This is a genomic window from Amycolatopsis sp. cmx-11-12 (genome assembly GCF_046269425.1).
GTDB lineage: Bacteria > Actinomycetota > Actinomycetes > Mycobacteriales > Pseudonocardiaceae > Amycolatopsis.
Map to the genome: position 1 here is coordinate 1 of NZ_JADNQM010000019.1, position 15881 is coordinate 15881.

At 68.3% G+C, this 15881-nt stretch carries 15 protein-coding genes and 1 pseudogene; 7 read left to right on the top strand and 9 right to left on the bottom strand.

What is annotated here, in order from left to right:
- Positions 1 to 127 (top strand): annotated as a pseudogene (locus ACLARN_RS24445) (IS630 family transposase); the annotation flags it as partial.
- Positions 128 to 143: 16 nt separating this feature from the next.
- On the opposite strand, the gene ACLARN_RS24450 reads toward ACLARN_RS24445, so the two are convergent.
- Complete coding sequence (locus tag ACLARN_RS24450; protein WP_409493793.1) at positions 144 to 1913, bottom strand: chitinase; 1770 nt, start codon at positions 1911 to 1913, stop codon at positions 144 to 146.
- 245 nt (positions 1914 to 2158) lie between these two features.
- Here ACLARN_RS24450 and ACLARN_RS24455 point away from each other — a divergent pair, with 245 nt between their 5' ends.
- Positions 2159 to 2791 carry a sigma-70 family RNA polymerase sigma factor gene (locus ACLARN_RS24455; RefSeq protein WP_409493794.1) on the top strand — a complete coding sequence of 211 codons (633 nt, stop codon included), beginning with the start codon at positions 2159 to 2161 and terminating at the stop codon, positions 2789 to 2791.
- On the opposite strand, the gene ACLARN_RS24460 is transcribed toward ACLARN_RS24455, so the two are convergent.
- From ACLARN_RS24460 to ACLARN_RS24480, 5 genes are all read right to left on the bottom strand, one after another.
- A complete protein-coding gene (locus ACLARN_RS24460) occupies positions 2788 to 3438 on the bottom strand; it encodes a response regulator (protein ID WP_409493795.1) in 651 nt (216 codons plus the stop codon). The two genes, ACLARN_RS24455 and ACLARN_RS24460, sit on opposite strands and share 4 nt — an antisense overlap.
- On the bottom strand, positions 3435 to 4982 hold the full coding sequence (locus ACLARN_RS24465; protein ID WP_409493796.1) for a GAF domain-containing protein: 1548 nt from the start codon (positions 4980 to 4982) through the stop codon (positions 3435 to 3437). Before ACLARN_RS24465 ends, ACLARN_RS24460 begins: the two co-directional genes overlap by 4 nt.
- 30 nt (positions 4983 to 5012) lie before the next feature.
- Positions 5013 to 5492: a pyridoxamine 5'-phosphate oxidase family protein gene (locus tag ACLARN_RS24470; protein ID WP_409493797.1), complete on the bottom strand. Its 480-nt coding sequence runs from the start codon at positions 5490 to 5492 to the stop codon at positions 5013 to 5015.
- A gap of 131 nt (positions 5493 to 5623) precedes the next feature.
- On the bottom strand, positions 5624 to 6055 hold the full coding sequence (locus ACLARN_RS24475; protein ID WP_409493798.1) for a nitroreductase family deazaflavin-dependent oxidoreductase: 432 nt from the start codon (positions 6053 to 6055) through the stop codon (positions 5624 to 5626).
- A 10-nt stretch (positions 6056 to 6065) separates the two neighbouring features.
- The gene (locus ACLARN_RS24480) at positions 6066 to 6848 is read right to left on the bottom strand and encodes a TetR/AcrR family transcriptional regulator (RefSeq protein ID WP_409493799.1); all 783 of its coding nucleotides are present in this window, start codon (positions 6846 to 6848) and stop codon (positions 6066 to 6068) included.
- Between the two features lie 78 nt (positions 6849 to 6926).
- Between ACLARN_RS24480 and ACLARN_RS24485 the strand changes: the two genes are divergently transcribed.
- Positions 6927 to 9188 carry an ATP-binding cassette domain-containing protein gene (locus ACLARN_RS24485; protein WP_409493800.1) on the top strand — a complete coding sequence of 754 codons (2262 nt, stop codon included), beginning with the start codon at positions 6927 to 6929 and terminating at the stop codon, positions 9186 to 9188.
- 51 nt (positions 9189 to 9239) lie between these two features.
- Here ACLARN_RS24485 and ACLARN_RS24490 read toward each other — a convergent pair whose 3' ends face one another.
- Positions 9240 to 10100, bottom strand: coding sequence for a hypothetical protein (locus ACLARN_RS24490; RefSeq protein ID WP_409493801.1), 861 nt, complete (start codon positions 10098 to 10100; stop codon positions 9240 to 9242).
- Positions 10101 to 10237: 137 nt separating this feature from the next.
- Between ACLARN_RS24490 and ACLARN_RS24495 the strand changes: the two genes are divergently transcribed.
- The 4 genes from ACLARN_RS24495 to ACLARN_RS24510 all read left to right on the top strand — a co-directional run bounded on the left by ACLARN_RS24495 (position 10238) and on the right by ACLARN_RS24510 (position 13502).
- Positions 10238 to 11371, top strand: a complete 1134-nt coding sequence (locus ACLARN_RS24495; protein ID WP_409493802.1) for a metallophosphoesterase — start codon at positions 10238 to 10240, stop codon at positions 11369 to 11371.
- A 124-nt stretch (positions 11372 to 11495) separates the two neighbouring features.
- Positions 11496 to 12140, top strand: coding sequence for a DUF998 domain-containing protein (locus ACLARN_RS24500; protein WP_409493803.1), 645 nt, complete (start codon positions 11496 to 11498; stop codon positions 12138 to 12140).
- A 23-nt stretch (positions 12141 to 12163) separates the two neighbouring features.
- Positions 12164 to 12961, top strand: a complete 798-nt coding sequence (locus ACLARN_RS24505) for an alpha/beta fold hydrolase (protein ID WP_409493804.1) — start codon at positions 12164 to 12166, stop codon at positions 12959 to 12961.
- A 10-nt stretch (positions 12962 to 12971) separates the two neighbouring features.
- Entirely contained in the window at positions 12972 to 13502 is a 531-nt protein-coding gene (locus ACLARN_RS24510) for an O-acetyl-ADP-ribose deacetylase (RefSeq protein ID WP_409493805.1), read from the top strand.
- A gap of 106 nt (positions 13503 to 13608) precedes the next feature.
- Here ACLARN_RS24510 and ACLARN_RS24515 read toward each other — a convergent pair whose 3' ends face one another.
- Positions 13609 to 14592, bottom strand: coding sequence for a TolB family protein (locus ACLARN_RS24515; RefSeq protein ID WP_409493806.1), 984 nt, complete (start codon positions 14590 to 14592; stop codon positions 13609 to 13611).
- A complete protein-coding gene (locus tag ACLARN_RS24520) occupies positions 14589 to 15833 on the bottom strand; it encodes an MFS transporter (protein WP_409493807.1) in 1245 nt (414 codons plus the stop codon). The genes ACLARN_RS24515 and ACLARN_RS24520 overlap by 4 nt, the downstream gene beginning before the upstream one ends.
- Positions 15834 to 15881: the final 48 nt, after the last annotated feature.

Sequence of the window (15881 nt, forward strand, 5' to 3'; positions counted from 1 at the left end):
CGTCACCGCGATCCGCGCCTTCATCGACGGCTGGAACAACCGCTGCCACCCGTTCACCTGGACCAAGACCGCCGACGAAATCCTGCCCCACGCCACCCGTCAACGAACATCAGACGCGCGACACTAGAGGACGAATTGCGGGATCAGGGAAGGGCGTTCAGGAACGGTTCGTGGCTGTTCTGGAATTCCCAGCCGTAGTACCGGTCCCAGTTGATCGACCACGTCATCAGCCCGCGCAACGCCGGCGAAGCACCGCCGCGCAAGGTGTACGACCCGCAACCGGAGTTCTTCACCAGGCAGTTCAACGCCGAATGCACCGCCGCCGGCGCGGTGTGCCCGTTGCCCGCGCTCACCGCGGCTGGCAGGCCGAACGCGATCTGGTCCTCACGCAGCCCCGGGAAGCGGAACCCGGTCGAAGCCACGGTGAACCCGGCCTTCACCATATCCGTCATCGCGATGTGGAAGTCCGCGCCGCCCATGAAGTGGTACTGGTTGTCCAGGCCCATCACCGGCCCGGAGTTGTAGTCCTGGACGTGCAGCACGGTCAGCGCGTCCCGCATCGCGTGGATCACCGGCAGGTACGAACCCGTCCGGTTGTCGGCGCCGCCGAGTCCGCCGTAGTACTGGTATCCGGTCTGCACGAAGAACGTCTCGGGTGCCATCGTGAGGACGAATCCCGCGCCATACTTGGCTTTCAGCGTCTTCAGTGCCGAAATGAGGTTGACGATCACCGGTGTGGTCGGGTTGCGGAAATCGTTGTCACCGGAGTTGAGGTACAGCGAGTGTCCCTCGAAGTCGATGTCGAGCCCGTTCAACCCGTAGCGGTCGATGATCGCGGAGACCGAGCTGACGAAAGCGTCACGCGCCGCGGTCGTGGTCAGCTGGACCTGACCGTTCTGCCCGCCGATGGAGATCAGGACCTTCTTGCCCTGCGCCTGCTTCGCCCGGATCGCGGCGATGAAGTCCGCGTCGCTTTCCACGGTCGGGCATTCCGCCACGGGGCAGCGGGTGAAGCGGATGTCGCCGGAGGTCACCGAAGTCGGTTCACCGAAGGCGAGGTTGACGATGTCCCACGCCGCCGGGACGTCCGCCATCCGCGTGTAGCCAGAGCCGTTGGCGAAACTCGCGTGCAGGTAACCGATCAGCGCGTGCTTCGGCAGCCCGGTGTCGACGCAGCCGCTGGTGGTGGCGCCCGCCTCCGTGGTCTTCGGCGATTCACCCGCGGTGTTGTACGCGGCCACCGAGAAACTGTGCGACGAACAGGCCGTCAGCCCGGACACGGTGGCCGACGTCCCGGTCACCGTCGCGACCACCTTCCCACCTTCGTACACGCGGTACCCGGTCACCGTGCCCGCCGAGGCTCCCCACGAGAGCGCGATCGACGAGTTCGTCACCGTGCCCACAGCCGGATTTCCCGGCGCCGGAGGCGCTCCCGGGGCCCCGCCGCCCGGCCCGTCGAGGGTTATGTCGTCCGCGTAGAAGGTGCCGGACCCGTACCAGCCGTGGACGTACACCTCCGCCGTCGTCTGCGTGGCCGACGTCGTGAACGACAGCGAAAGCTGCGTGTACGAGGTCGCGGCGGTCCAGGTCGACGGCCCGCCCGTGACCCCGAGGTACACCGGGTTCCCGTTCACCCATGCGGAAACCGCGTAGGTCGTGTTCGGCTTGACGGACACCGTCTGTGCGCATTTCCCGGTCGTCGAGCCGGGCGTGACCGAAACGGCGTAACCGCCCGAACGGACCGGCGTGGTCACGGCCGCGCCCGCCGCACAGGACCAGCCGGACGTCGAGCCTGCCTCGAAGCCGGGATTGAGGAGCAGGTTGGCCGCGCTCGCGGTGCCGCCACCGGTGATCAAACCGGCGAAGGTGAGCACCATAACGGCCAGAAGAGCCAGGGATCTGGAACGCCTCATCGCGATTCCTCTCCGATCATGGGCGGCCTGCCGCCGCGCTGGGTTAATTGTCTAGACCAATCTGGCGAAAGTCCATAGCAAGGGCACACCAGGGCCTAAAGACCCGACTACTCCGGGCTGCTGTACCGGTGTGACCCGCGAACGCGCTCCGTAACGTCGGCAGGGCCAAACAGAGCTGGGGGCTTTCGGGAGGTGGGGACGATGGGAACACACAGGTACGCACCGAGAACGGCCCATCCGGCGTGATGACCGTGTCCGAAGCCGTGCGTCCGACGTACGTGCCCCGGCCGGGAGAGCCGGACGGCGAGATGATCCGCGCGGCGATCAGTGGTGACCGGCGGGCCATCGGGAGCCTGCTGACGCTTCTCCGGCCGATCGTGTTCCGGTACTGCCTCGGCAAACTGGGCGGACCGACGCGCGGCATCTCCAACGCCGAGGATTGCGCACAGGAGGTCCTGATGGCCGTCCTTGTCGCGTTGCCGCGCTACAACTACCGGGACAACAGCTTCCTGCCGTACGTCTTCGGGATCGCCTCACACAAGGTCGCCGACGTCCGCCGGAACCTCGCCCGCGATCCCTCCGCACCGGTGTCGGATCCGGAACCTGAGCAGGACGGGGCGTGGAACCCGACGTTCGATGAGGTCGAGAAGGCCGAGCGCGGCCGCGAACTGTCACGGTTGTTCAAGGTGCTTTCGGCGAAGCAGCGGGATGTACTGGTGCTCCGCGTGGTCCTCGGGTTCAGTGCCGAAGAGACCGCCTGCACGCTGGGCATGGCGAGTGCGGGCGCGGTGCGCGTCACTCAGCACCGGGCGCTCAACGAACTTCGCCGGGTGCTGCGTGAGGATCCCGGTTTCGCCGACGGGATCACGCTCTTCTAAGAGGACGGCTTGCGGCGTTGAGAGGCGTAGACGGCAGCGGCGGTGCGGCGTTCGAAGCCGAGCTTGTGCAGCAGGGACGACACGTAGTTCTTGACCGTTTTCTCCGCCAGGAACAGCTTTTCCGCGATCTGGCGGTTGGTCAGCCCGTCGGCGATGTGGTCGAGCACCCGCCGCTCCTGCGGGCTCAGCTGTTCGTATCGCGGGTCCGGGTGATCGTCGTTGTCGCCGCGCAGGCGGTTCATCACCGACGCCGTCAGCGTGCTGTCCAGCAGTGATCCGCCCGCGGCGACCGTGCGGACGGCCTTCACGAGCGCGCCACCGGAGACCTGCTTGAGCATGTATCCGGCCGCACCGGCCATGATCGCGCCGAACAACGCGTCGTCGTCCGAGTACGACGTCAGCATCAGGCAGGCGGGCGGCGGATCGACGGCCGCCCTGATCTCGCGGCAGACACTGATCCCCCCGCCGTCCGGCAGCCGGACGTCGAGCACCGCGACCTGCGGTTTGACGGCGGGGATCCGGACGAGCGCCTCGGCTGCCGTGGACGCCTCGCCGACCACCGTGAGATCGTCCTCGGCCTCGAAGACGGTCTTCAGCCCGGTGCGGACGAGTTCGTGATCGTCCAGCAGGAACACCGAAATCGTCATCCCACACTCCCCTGTCGGGCCGGCAGTTCCACCGACCAGTCGAGCCTCGTCCCGCCGTCCGGCCTCGCCTCGACGCTGAACGACCCGTTCCAGCGGGCCGCGCGTTCGGCGAGGTTCGCCACCCCGCTGCGATGGCCGGGTTCGGCGGGCATGCCGATCCCGTCGTCCACCACCGAAAGCTCCAGCCACCGCCCGTCGCGGTCGACCGAGACGTCGACCGAGACCGACGTCGCCTCGGCATGTCTGACCACATTGGACAGTGCTTCGCGCAGGGTCGCGATGAGGTCCGAACGGACCGTGTCCGGCACCGCTGAATCGAGCGGCCCGTCGAACCCGACCCGGGGTTCGGACGCGCAGCCCGCGTCGAGCGCCACGCGCAGCAACTCCGACCGGAGACTGCCCTGCGCCTCGGCCGGTTCCTGCAACGAAAAGATACTGTTGCGGATCTCGCGGATCGTGCGGTCGATCTCGTGCGCGAAATTGCTCACGCGATCGGCGACGGCGGTTTCGGCCGTGAGCCTGCTGAGTCCCTCCAGGCCGAGCCCGATCGCGAACAGCCGCTGGATCACCAGGTCGTGCAGGTCGCGGGCGATCCGGTCGCGATCCTCGAAGACGGCCAGCCGCTGCCGGTCCTGTTGCGCGCGGGCGAATTCGACCGCGAGCGCGGCGTGCGCGGCGAAGGTCTCGGCGAGCTGGACGTCGTAGGCGGAGAACGGGGTCTTGTCGCGGAACTTCGCCACCAGCAGGACACCGAGTTTCTCCTCGCCGACGATCAGCGGGACGGCGACCGTGGAGTCGAGATCCTTGATCACCGCGGGCATCACTGCGCCGTGTTCACCCTGGAACTCGACCACCTTCTCGCCGTAGTCCCGGACCACGACGGGTTTTCCGGTGGTGAACGCCATCCCGGTCGCGGTGCCCTCGGTCGGCACGGTGATCCCGGCGAGCCGGTCCGCGTCGGGCCCCGGCGGCTCGACGATCTCGAAGACCAGCTGCCCGTCGCCACGCGGACGGGCCACCGCGCCGGCGGTGCCACCGGCGACGACGCGGGCGCGTTCGGCGATCAGGTGCAGGGTCGCTGTCAGGTCCTGGTCGGTCAGAAGCGCGCCGGTGACGTGATAAGACGCCTCGAGCCAGCGTTCGCGCCGCTGTACCTGGTCGAACAGCGTCGCGTTCTCGATCACCACACCGGCCGCCGCGGTGAGCGCGACGAGCAGGTCTTCTTCGGATTCGGTGAACTCCTCGCCGTCCGGCTTGCGGGCGAGGTACAGCATCCCGAAGATGCGGCCGCGCATCCGGATGGGCATCACGCGGGACTCGTCCTCGGACGGCGGGGTCTTCCACGCGTCGCCGAACCGGATGAACTCTTCCGAATCCAGCACGCTCAGCGCGCCGAACGGCGCACCGGTCAGCTCGCAGGCGGATTCGACCATGCGCCGCAGGACGTCGGAGAGGCTGAGATCATGGGCGATCCCCGCCACCGCGTCCAGAATCCTCGGCGCCTTGGCGTCACTCGCCGCACTCACCCGCCGCACTGGCGTCACCGTCCCGGAGTAACTCCCCGGGCAATGGAGTCAGGAGTGACAAACGCGCCCGGATCGCTCATCTGGTGCGTCGATCACGGACAGTGCTTCGTTACCGCACACGCAGAGGATCCTCCGACCGGTGACCGACTCGATCGGGATCCGGAGATAGCGGGCGTCCGTTTGCCCAGTCCAGCAGCCGAGCGGGTAGGTCGCGAGCTCGGCGATCACGATCGGGTCACGCACCTCGGAGACGCGGCCGAGGACGGTGACGAACCAGCCGGTCCCCAGGTCCGCGGCGAACTCGTCGACGGCGAACGCCACCACACTGTCGAGTATCCCGGCGAACAACGCGCTCTGTGACGGGGTCCGGACCACGATCGCACCGTGGTGGAGCGCGAACCGGGCGGGCTGGATCGCCGGCAGGGCGCGGGAGGTGAACACCACCCGGCCGAGCCCGGCACCCGCGAGCAGTGACAGGCACTGCTCGCGGTCGAGCGTCTCGAGACCCAAGGTGTCGGACATCGGCATCCCCGCGTTCTCTTCGTGTACTTCGTCGAGAACAACGGTCCCTGGCTTACCGACTCGCCGGTAGGGCCGATGGACCCGGCCCGTGCGGGGGATGCCGGGGCGTCACGCGGAGGCTGAAGCCCTACCCGTACTTACGCCTTGGGCGACAGCAGCACCACGGGGATCTCCCGCTCGGTCTTGGTCTGGTACTGCGCGTAGTTCTTGAAGTCCGCCGTGATCTTGGGCCACAGCCGGGCGCGCTGCTCGGCGTCGGCGACGCTCGCGACCATCGGCCGGGCAGCCTCACCCTTCAGCGTGACCTGGACGTCGGGGTTGTCGCGCAGGTTGAGGAACCACGCCGGGTGCTGGTCGTCGCCACCGCGGGAGGCCACGATGACGTACGCGTCGCCCTCGCGCAGCGGCGAGGTCAGCAGCACGGTGCGCGGCTGGCCGGATTTGCGGCCGATGGTGGTCAGCTCCAGGACGGTCATCCCGGCGACCTGCCAGCCGGCACGGCCGCCGCTGACCTTCTGGATGACGCGGTGGACGGCGTTCATGGTCTTCAAGGCGAAATCACTGGGCATGCGGAGAAGGCTACTCCGCTTTCATCGTGACTTCGATCCCGTCCAGGAGTACGGACAGCGAGAGCTCGAAGGCCTCCCTCGCCTCCTGCTCCAGATAGGACACCGTCTCGTCCTCCATCCGGAACGCGTGCTCGCCCTCCATCCAGGTCAGCGTCGGGAACCGCTCGGCGAAATCCGGCGACACCTCCCGCAGATAGGCGGAGCGCTCGTACCACCACTCGTCGTCGGACTGCCCTGTCACCTTCTCCGCCTGCCTCGACTCCGAGGCCGTCCTGGCGGGCTCGCGCACGCACGAGTACAGCGCGCTGACCAGCCGTCGCAGCACCGCCGGCCGCAATCCGGTCCGGCGCAGGATCTTCACCAGCGCCTCGAGGACGACGTACTCGTTCGGCCCCAGCACCGGCCGCGCCTGCGAGACCTGCAACACCCAGGGATGCCGCAGGTAGAAGGCCCAGAGATCCTCGGCCCACCGCGCGGCGTCGGCCCGCCAGTCGTCCCCGTCGTAGGAGGCCGACAGTTCGGCGAGGGCCTTGTCGTACATGAGGTCGAGCAATTCACTCTTGCTCGGGACATAGGTGTAGAGCGCCATGGCGGTGCGGCCGAGCCGGTCGCCGACGGCCCGCATCGAGAGACCCGCCATGCCGTCGGCGTCCGCGATCTCGACGGCGGTTTCGACGATCAGCTCCACCGAAAGGCCCGGCTTGGGGCCGGGGCGCTCGACGTCCGGCGACTCCGTGCGCCAGAGCAGGGCCATCGATCGACGAGGGTCTCCCTGAGCCGCGTAGACGACCACTTGCCAACTCCTTACAGCATAAACTAACCTCTGCTACCCTCACTTTACAGGCTAAAGAGTTCCAACCAGGGGAGAGCCATGCCTTCGGCCGCCGACAGCCACGACATGATCCAGGTGCGCGGAGCAAGAGAGAACAACCTCGCCGACGTCTCGGTCGACATCCCCAAGCGCCGTCTCACCGTCTTCACCGGTGTCTCGGGTTCAGGGAAGTCGTCCTTGGTGTTCGGCACCATCGCCGCCGAATCGCAGCGGCTGATCAACGAGACCTACACCGCGTTCATCCAGTCGTTCATGGCCCCGGTCGGGCGGCCGGACGTGGACGCGCTGCGGAACCTGAGCGCCGCGATCGTCGTCGACCAGGAGCGGATGGGGGCCAACTCCCGCTCCACGGTCGGCACCGCGACCGACGCGCACACGATGCTGCGGATCGTCTTCAGCAGGCTGGGACAGCCGCACGTCGGGACGTCGGGCGCGTTCAGCTTCAACCTTCCCGAGGGGATGTGCCCCGATTGCGAGGGGCTCGGGTGGATGTCCACGATCGACGTCGACCAGCTTGTCGACAAGGAGCTTTCACTCAACGAAGGGGCGATCACCGTCCCGAACTTCGCACCGGAGACCTGGTACTGGAAAGGGCTGGCGGAGGCCGGATTCGTCGATCCCGCGGTGAAGCTGAAGGACTACACCCCGCAGCAGTGGGAAGACTTCATGCACAAGCCCGCCACCAAGATGAAGATCGGCGGGATGAACACCACGTACGAGGGTCTGCTGGTGAAGGTGCAGCGCCTGTTCATGTCGAAGGACAAGGAGGCGATGCAGGCGCACATCCGGACGTTCGTGGACCGGGCCGTCACCTTCAAGCAGTGCCCGGCGTGCGAAGGCGCCCGGCTCAACCAGGCGGCGCTGTCCTCGAAGATCGACGGGGTGAACATCGCGGACTGTTCGGCGATGCAGATCAGCGATCTGGCCGACTTCGTCCGCAAACTCGACGACCCGTCGGTCGGCCCGCTGATGGAGACCCTGCGCGGCACCCTCGACTCGCTGGTCGAGATCGGCCTGGGTTACCTGAGCCTCGACCGCGAATCCGGGACGCTGTCGGGCGGTGAGGCGCAGCGCGTGAAAATGGTGCGGCACCTGGGTTCCAGCCTCACCGACGTCACCTACGTCTTCGACGAACCGACCGTCGGCCTGCACCCGCACGACATCCAGCGCATGAACGGCCTGCTGCTCCTGTTGAAGGACAAGGGGAACACGGTGCTCGTGGTCGAGCACAAACCGGAGACGATCGAGATCGCCGACCACGTCGTCGACCTCGGCCCCGGCGCCGGGCCGAACGGCGGGCAGATCTGCTTCACCGGCGACGTCGCCGGACTGCGCGCGTCCGGCACGTTGACCGGGCGGCACCTCGACCACCGCGCGCGGCTGCGGTCCGACGTCCGCACGCCCGCCGGGCAGATCCAGATCCGGAACGCGACGCGGCACAACCTGAAGGACGTCAGCGTCGACATCCCGCTCGGCGTGCTGACCGTGGTCACCGGCGTCGCCGGTTCGGGCAAGAGTTCGCTCATCCACGGCTCACTGTCCACAAGGGACGACGTGGTGGTGCTCGACCAGTCGGCCATCCGCGGCTCGCGGCGGAGCAACCCGGCGACCTACACCGGCCTGCTCGACCCGATCCGCGCCGCGTTCGCCAAGGCCAACGGCGTCAAGGCCGCCCTGTTCAGCGCGAACTCCGAGGGCGCGTGCCCGAAGTGCAAGGGCATCGGGCTGATCTACACCGACCTGGCGATGATGGCCGGGGTGGCGACGGTCTGCGAGGAATGCGAGGGCAAACGCTTCACCGCCGAAGTCCTGACCTACCAGCTGCGGGGCAAGAACATCAGCGAAGTCCTCGCGATGCCGGTCGCCGAAGCGCGCGAGTTCTTCACCTCGGGGCAGGCGCGGACGATCCTGGACCGGCTTTCCGACGTCGGCCTCGGCTACCTCGGGCTCGGGCAGCCGCTCACGACACTGTCCGGCGGGGAACGGCAGCGGATCAAACTGGCCATCCGGATGGCGGAGAAGTCGGCGACCTACGTCCTCGACGAACCGACCACCGGACTGCACCTCGCCGACGTCGACCAGTTGCTGGGCCTGCTCGACCGGCTCGTCGACGACGGGAACACGGTGGTGGTCATCGAGCATCACCAGGCCGTGATGGCGCACGCCGACTGGATCGTCGACCTCGGGCCGGGCGCGGGAGTGGACGGCGGCGAGGTGGTGTTCACCGGGACGCCTTCGGATCTGGTCGCCTCCGGTGACACCCTGACGGCACAGCACCTGCGCGCTTACGTGGGCCAGTAGGACGTGTTATGAACGGACCGTTTATAACAAATTCTGTTATGAACGGTCCGTTCATAACGTCCGGGACCGGGCACGAACCGCTTCACGGAAGGCCGCCGCACCGCTTAGGCCCAGCACGACCAAAGCGACCCCCGCGGTCACCATCTCGATCGGCGAGGCCGCCAGCGGCGAAACCCCGGTCACCGACTCGACCCCCACCACCGCGGTCAGCACGGCGTACGCGCCGATCGCCACCCACACCAGCCGCACGCGCCGCCGCTCGGTCCAGTCCGCGAACCGCAGCAGCCAGGCGAGCCCCGGCACGATGAGGATCGCGTGCATCGCCACCGCGTGCAGCGGCTTCAGCGCGCCGGCGGTGGTGTACGCGGCCTGCGGGTTCCCGCTCCGCGCCTCGACGACGCCGCTCGCGATCATCGCCGCGCCCGCGCCGAGCGCCACCAGCAGCGCGATCAGCCCGAACCGCACCGCGAGCCGCATGCTCGGCGTGGTCTCCCCGTCGCCGCGCATCGCCGCGGCCGTGAACGAGACCGCCGTCAGGATGATGAAGCCGCCGCCCGCCGCGAGCGTCGTCGACACCGCGTTGTCGAAACCGGTCTCGAAGTTGAAATGCGACGGCACCCCGCGCCAGGCCTGCATGCTCACCAGCGCCGTCTCGACGACGCTCGCCCCGGTGAAGACGCCGAGCAGCACGTTCCGCACACGCGGCCGCACCGTGACGTACGACGTCGCCCAGGCGACGGTGATCAGCGTCAGCCCGAACGACAGGCCGAACGTCACCGCCTTGCGCATCGACAGCGGCCCGGTCCACGAATCGCCGGACGCGATCAGCACGATCGTGTGCACCACACCGCTGAGGAACAGGAGCGCACCGGTCACGTAGGCGACGCGCTCGATCCTCCGTATCTCGTTCATACCGAAGAGTGTCTTGCGGCGGCGCCCCCAAAGCATCGCCCGTGAAGCGGCACCTCGCGTACGTCCGGTGACGTAGCTGAGACGCCCTCAGCGAAGACCGCGGTAGAGACCAATGGTCTGTTAGCCTGGGCGGCATCATGTCTCGCATCCTTGTCCGCGTCGCCGCCCTGATCGCCGTTCTCGCCCTCCTGTTCGGCGTGCCGTGGTGGACGATCGTCGGCTCCCCCGAACTCCCGGCCGCGCTCGAAGTCCTCGGCACGATCGTGTTCGCCGCCGCGGCGCTCGCCGTGCCCGCGTGCATGGTCCTCGGCCACGGGCCGTGGCAGCGCGACCTCGCGGCGAAGATCGGCGACCTCTCCCTCGGGCTGATCTGGCTGCTGTTCTCCTTGTCGGTACTCGGAAACGTGCTGCGACTCGTCCTCTCAGTGTCCAGAGTGGACAGTGCGGCGAGGATCGTGTCCGGCGTCGTCGTGGCGGCCTTCGCGGCGCTGGCGGCGTACGGGATGGTCGAAGCCCGGCGCGTCCCGCGGCTCAAGGAGCTCGACGTCGTCCTCCCCCGGCTCGGCGCCGGACTCGACGGGCTCCGCTTCGCGATCATCACCGACACGCACTTCGGCCCGCTGGACCGGACGAAGTGGTCGGAGAAGGTCGTCGAGGTGGTGAACGAACTCAACGCCGACGTCGTGGCCCACGCGGGCGACCTCGCCGACGGTTCGGTCGCCAAACGCGAGGGTCAGGTCGCGCCGCTCGGGAAGGTGCGCGCGAAGCTCGGCAAGTTCTACATCACCGGCAACCACGAGTACTTCGGCGAGGCGCAGGCCTGGCTCGACCATATGCGCGACCTCGGCTGGGAACCGCTGCACAACCGGCACGCACCGGTACGGCAGAACGGGGACACGCTCGTCTTCGCCGGGATCGACGACCCGACAGGCGCCGCGTCGGGACTCCCGGGTCACGGCCCCGACCTCCCGGCCGCACTCGAAGGCGTCGCCGCGAGCACCCCGGTCGTCCTGCTCGCCCACCAGCCGAAGCAGGTCAAGCAGGCCGCCGAGGCGGGCATCGACCTCCAGATCTCAGGGCACACCCACGGCGGCCAGATCTGGCCGTTCCACTTCCTGGTGCGGCTCGATCAGCCCGTACTGGCCGGACTTTCACGCCACGGCGAGCGCACGCAGCTGTACACGAGCCGCGGCACCGGCTTCTGGGGACCGCCGCTGCGCGTCTTCGCGCCGAGCGAAATCACCCTCCTGACCTTGCGAAACAGCAAGTAGTCCCCTAGTTGCGACGCCTCCGGGCGCCGCGACGTCCATCACCGACAACTTTTTTTGTCTTGACAACTTGAGAGTTCGGAGCGAGAGTTGTGCCCAACGCACCCCGCTCCGAAAGGCCGAGACGATGACCATCGCCGCCACCCGAACCCCCGTCGCGATCCCGACCCGCGCCCTGCTCGCCTGCGGCGCCGCCTCGGGCCCGCTGTACTTCCTGACTTCGTTCACCCAGGCCGCCCTCCGCGACGGCTTCGACATGACGAAGCACCCCGCGAGCATGCTGAGCAACGGCGACGCCGGCTGGATCCAGGTCACGAACTTCCTGGTGTCCGGCCTCCTGCTGATCGCGGGAGCGATCGGGCTGAGCCGGACGCTGGAGCCCGGCAGAGGCAGCGTCTGGGGTCCACGACTGCTGGGCGTCTTCGGCGTCAGCCTGCTGTTCGCGGCGGTCTTCAAGGCCGACCCCGGCAACGGCTTCCCGGCGGGCACCGGCCCGGCCACCATCAGCACCGCGGGCGTCCTGCACATGGCCGCCGGTTCGGTCGGTTTCCTCTCGCTGATCGTCGCGACGTTCGTGTTCGCGAGCCGGTTCTCCCGCGAGGGGCACCGCGGCTGGGCCGTCTACTCCCGCGCCACCGGCATCGCGTTCTTCGCCTCGTTCGCCGGGATCAGTTCCGGCAACGCGAACGCCGTCGTGATGCTCGCCTTCTGGGCCGCCGTGCTGCTGGCCTGGGGCTGGGTCACCGCCGTCGTCATCCGTTTCACTCGCTGAAGCCATCAAGGAGAATCCCCGCCATGAGCACCGTGACCTCGCAAGACGGCACCACCATCGCCTACACCCGCACCGGCTCCGGCCCCGCCGTCATCCTCGTCGACGGCGCCCTGTGCCACCGCGAATTCGGCCCGGCCAAGGCGCTGGCCGCCGAACTCGCCCCGCATTTCACCGTCTACACCTACGACCGCCGCGGCCGCGGCGAGAGCGGCGACACCGAGCCGTTCTCCATCGCCCGTGAAGTCGAGGACATCGCGGCGCTGATCAAGGAAGCGGGCGGGACCGCCCACGTGTATGGGATCTCGTCCGGCGCCGCGCTCGCCCTCGAAGCCGCGAAGGCCGGGCTGCCGATCACGAAACTGGCGGTCTACGAATTCCCGCTGGTCGTCGACGCGACCCGCCCGCCGGTCCCGGCCGATTACGCCGAACGGCTGGAGAAGGCCATCGCCACCGGTCGGCCCGGCACCGCGATCAAGACCTTCATGCGCGAAGGCGTCCGTGTCCCGGCTCCGGTCGTGTTCATGATGCGGCTCATGCCCACCTGGCCGAAAATGAAGACGGTCGCGCCGACACTGCGTTACGACGCCGCGTTGTTCGACGGCCTGCACGACGGCACCCCGTTGCCCGAGGGCCGCTGGGCGAGTGTTTCCGTGCCGACGCTGGTCATGGACGGCGGCAAGAGTCCCGCGTGGATCCGCAACGGTGTCGCCGCGCTGGCGAAGGCGGTCCCCGGCGCCGAGCACCGCACGATCGAGGGCCAGACGCATATGCTCAAGCCGAAAGCAGTGGCCCCGGTACTGATCGAGTACTTCAACGGCTGACGGAGCGATCATGAGGATCGAACTGGTCGAAGGCGACATCACCGAACAGCAGGTCGACGTCGTGGTCAACGCCGCGAACTCGTCCCTGCTCGGCGGCGGCGGGGTGGACGGCGCGATCCACCGCCGCGGCGGACCGGAGATCCTCACCGAATGCCGGGCGCTGCGCGCGGGGCATTACGGCAAGGGACTGAAGACCGGAGAGGCGGTCGCCACCACGGCGGGCCGCCTTCCGGCGCGCTGGGTGGTGCACACCGTCGGGCCGGTGTGGTCCGGCTCCGAAGATCGCTCCCCGCTTCTGGCGGCCTGCCACCGGAACTCGCTGCACGTGGCGGCCGATCTCGGCGCGCACACCGTGGCGTTCCCCGCTATCTCGACCGGGATCTACCGGTGGCCGATCGAGTCGGCCGCGGAGATCGCCCTCGAAACGGTGGTGAACACGCTGTCGGCCGGGGCCAGTTCGGTCGAGCTGGTGCGGTTCGTGCTGTTCGGGACGGCGGCGTACGACGTGTTCCGGGAGCAGGCGGACGCGCTGGGCCTTTGAACGCGACTCACGTACTGCCGTCCCGGGTGTCGCGAAAGCCACTTTCGCGACGTCTGATGTCCCGAAAGTGGCTTTCGCGACACCGCCACTGGACGTCACAAGCCCCCTACACTCCCGCCGGCGAAGCACCCCGCGCGACCAACTCCCGTGCCACCCCGCTCCCGTCCGCCGGAACCGCCCAGATCCCCGACTCCAGCCCGTAAGCCACGGTCCGGTCATCGAGCCAGGCGGCCTGGTCGTCCACGCTGCGCGTCTCGGCCAGCAAGGTCTCCTTGCCGGACGCCAGATCGAGCACGGCCAGCCGCCACGGCGCCGCGAGGTCGGCGGAAACCCGCTTCTTGAAAGCGATCCGCTTCCCGTCCGGCGAGAGTGACGGGCACTCGACGTTCTCCCGGATCATGTTCGCGCTGTACTTCTCGTAGTCCGCCTCGACGAGGTAGGTCTTCCCCTTGGTCCCCACGGTCGCGTAGAACCGCTTGCCGTCGGGGGCGAAGGTGATGCCCCAGTAGTTCACATCGGACGAGTAGTACTGCTTGCCGTCGAGGAACAGCGCCATCTCCTCGATACTCTTCAGCAGCTGCCCGCTTGACAGGTCGAGGATCCCGGCCCTGGTCGAAAACCCTGTCTCCGCATAGGAATCACCGTTGACGAACAGCGTCCAGTAGACGAGCTTGCCATCGGGCGAGACCCGGCCCCGGCTGGGCGTGCCCGGCAGTTCGACGCGGCGGATCTCGTGCAGGTCCTTGTCCAGCACGATGACGTCGGTCATCGGCGGCAGCACGCCAGGCTGCGCGGCCAGGCACAGCGCCGTCCCCGCCGAGGCGGCGAACCGGTCGCAGCTGAGTCCGGCCACCTTCCGGACCTCTCCGGGCCGGTCCGCGGGCACTGTGGCCAGGTGACCGAAGTCGGGGCCTTCAGCGGTGTTGCGGAACAACAACTGCCCCGGAGACTCCACGGTGACCGGTTGCCCGGACACCACGGCCACGGCGTTGACACTCGGCCCGCGCTCCCGCGAAAGGATCCCGTACCCGACGGCCGCCGCGATCAGGACGACGACCGCCGCCACCACACCCAGGATCCGTGTCTTCATGCGTATGTCCTCAGTGGACGGACGACGGCCGCCGCGACGACCACGACCGCCAGTGTTCCGGCGGCGACCAAGACCGCCGCGTGCAGATCCCATGCCGTCCACGCGAGTCCGAAAAGGACGGACGCGAACATCCGTGTCGTGGCTTGCCCGGTCTGCACCAGCGCCAGCCCGCCCGCCCGCTGGTGTTCGGGCAGCAGCGGCCCGGCGGCGGCCATCAGGACACCGTCGGTCGCGGCGTAGAAGACACCGTGCAGTACCAGCGCCAGTACCGCGAGCACGCCGCCGTCCACCGGTCCGAGCAACGCCAGCAGGGCGGCGACCAGCGCGATATGCCCGCCGAGGAAGACCTTCCAGCGGCCGACGCGATCCGAGAGCCTGCCCAGCGGAACGGCGAGCAGCAGGTACACACCGGCGGTTCCCAAGGGCAGCAAGGGGAAGAAGACGGCGCCGAGTTCCCATCGGCGTTGCAGGACGAGGTACAGGAACGAGTCACTGAGGGTGACCAGGCCCAGCAACGCGGCCCAGACACAGATACGGCGGAACGGCGCCTGCCGGATCAACCCCGCGGTCTCCCGCAAGGAGACCTTCCGCCGCTCGACTCTCGGTGTCGGCTGATGGTCCTTGACCAATACCACCAGGATGATCACGCCGATCGCGGCGATGCAGAAGCTGGTGAAGAACACCGAGTCGTAGCTGCCGAGGCTGAGCCACAGCACGGCCATCGCGACCAGCGGGCCGAGAAACGCGCCGAAGGTGTCCATCGCCCGGTGCACACCGAACGCGCGCCCGAGGTGCTCGGGATCGCTGCTCAAGGTGATCAGCGCGTCCCGGGGCGCGGTCCGGACGCCCTTGCCGGTGCGGTCGGCCGCGAGTACCGCCCCGATCGCGACGGTGGACGAACCGGCCAGCATCAGGCCGATCTTGCCCAGCGCGGAAAGCCCGTACCCGAAACAGGCGACCGCCTTCAGCCGCTGCCATCGGTCGGCGAGGTGCCCGCCGAGGAGGCGGACGACGGCGGTGACGCCGGAATAGAGGCCGTCGAGCACGCCGAACTGCAACGGGCTCAGGCCGAGGCCGAGGACGAGATAGAGCGGGAGTACCGCGGTCACCATCTCCGACGAGATGTCGGTGACCAGGCTGACCAGGCCCAGCGCGACGACGTTCCCGGTGACGGCCCGTTTGATGCCGCTCTTCGGGACCTCCGCCGCGGTGTCCGCTCCTCTGGCGGTGGCGATGTACATCCGAAACCTCCTTCACGCGCGCCGGATGCCGCAAGTAGGTGCCTGGTC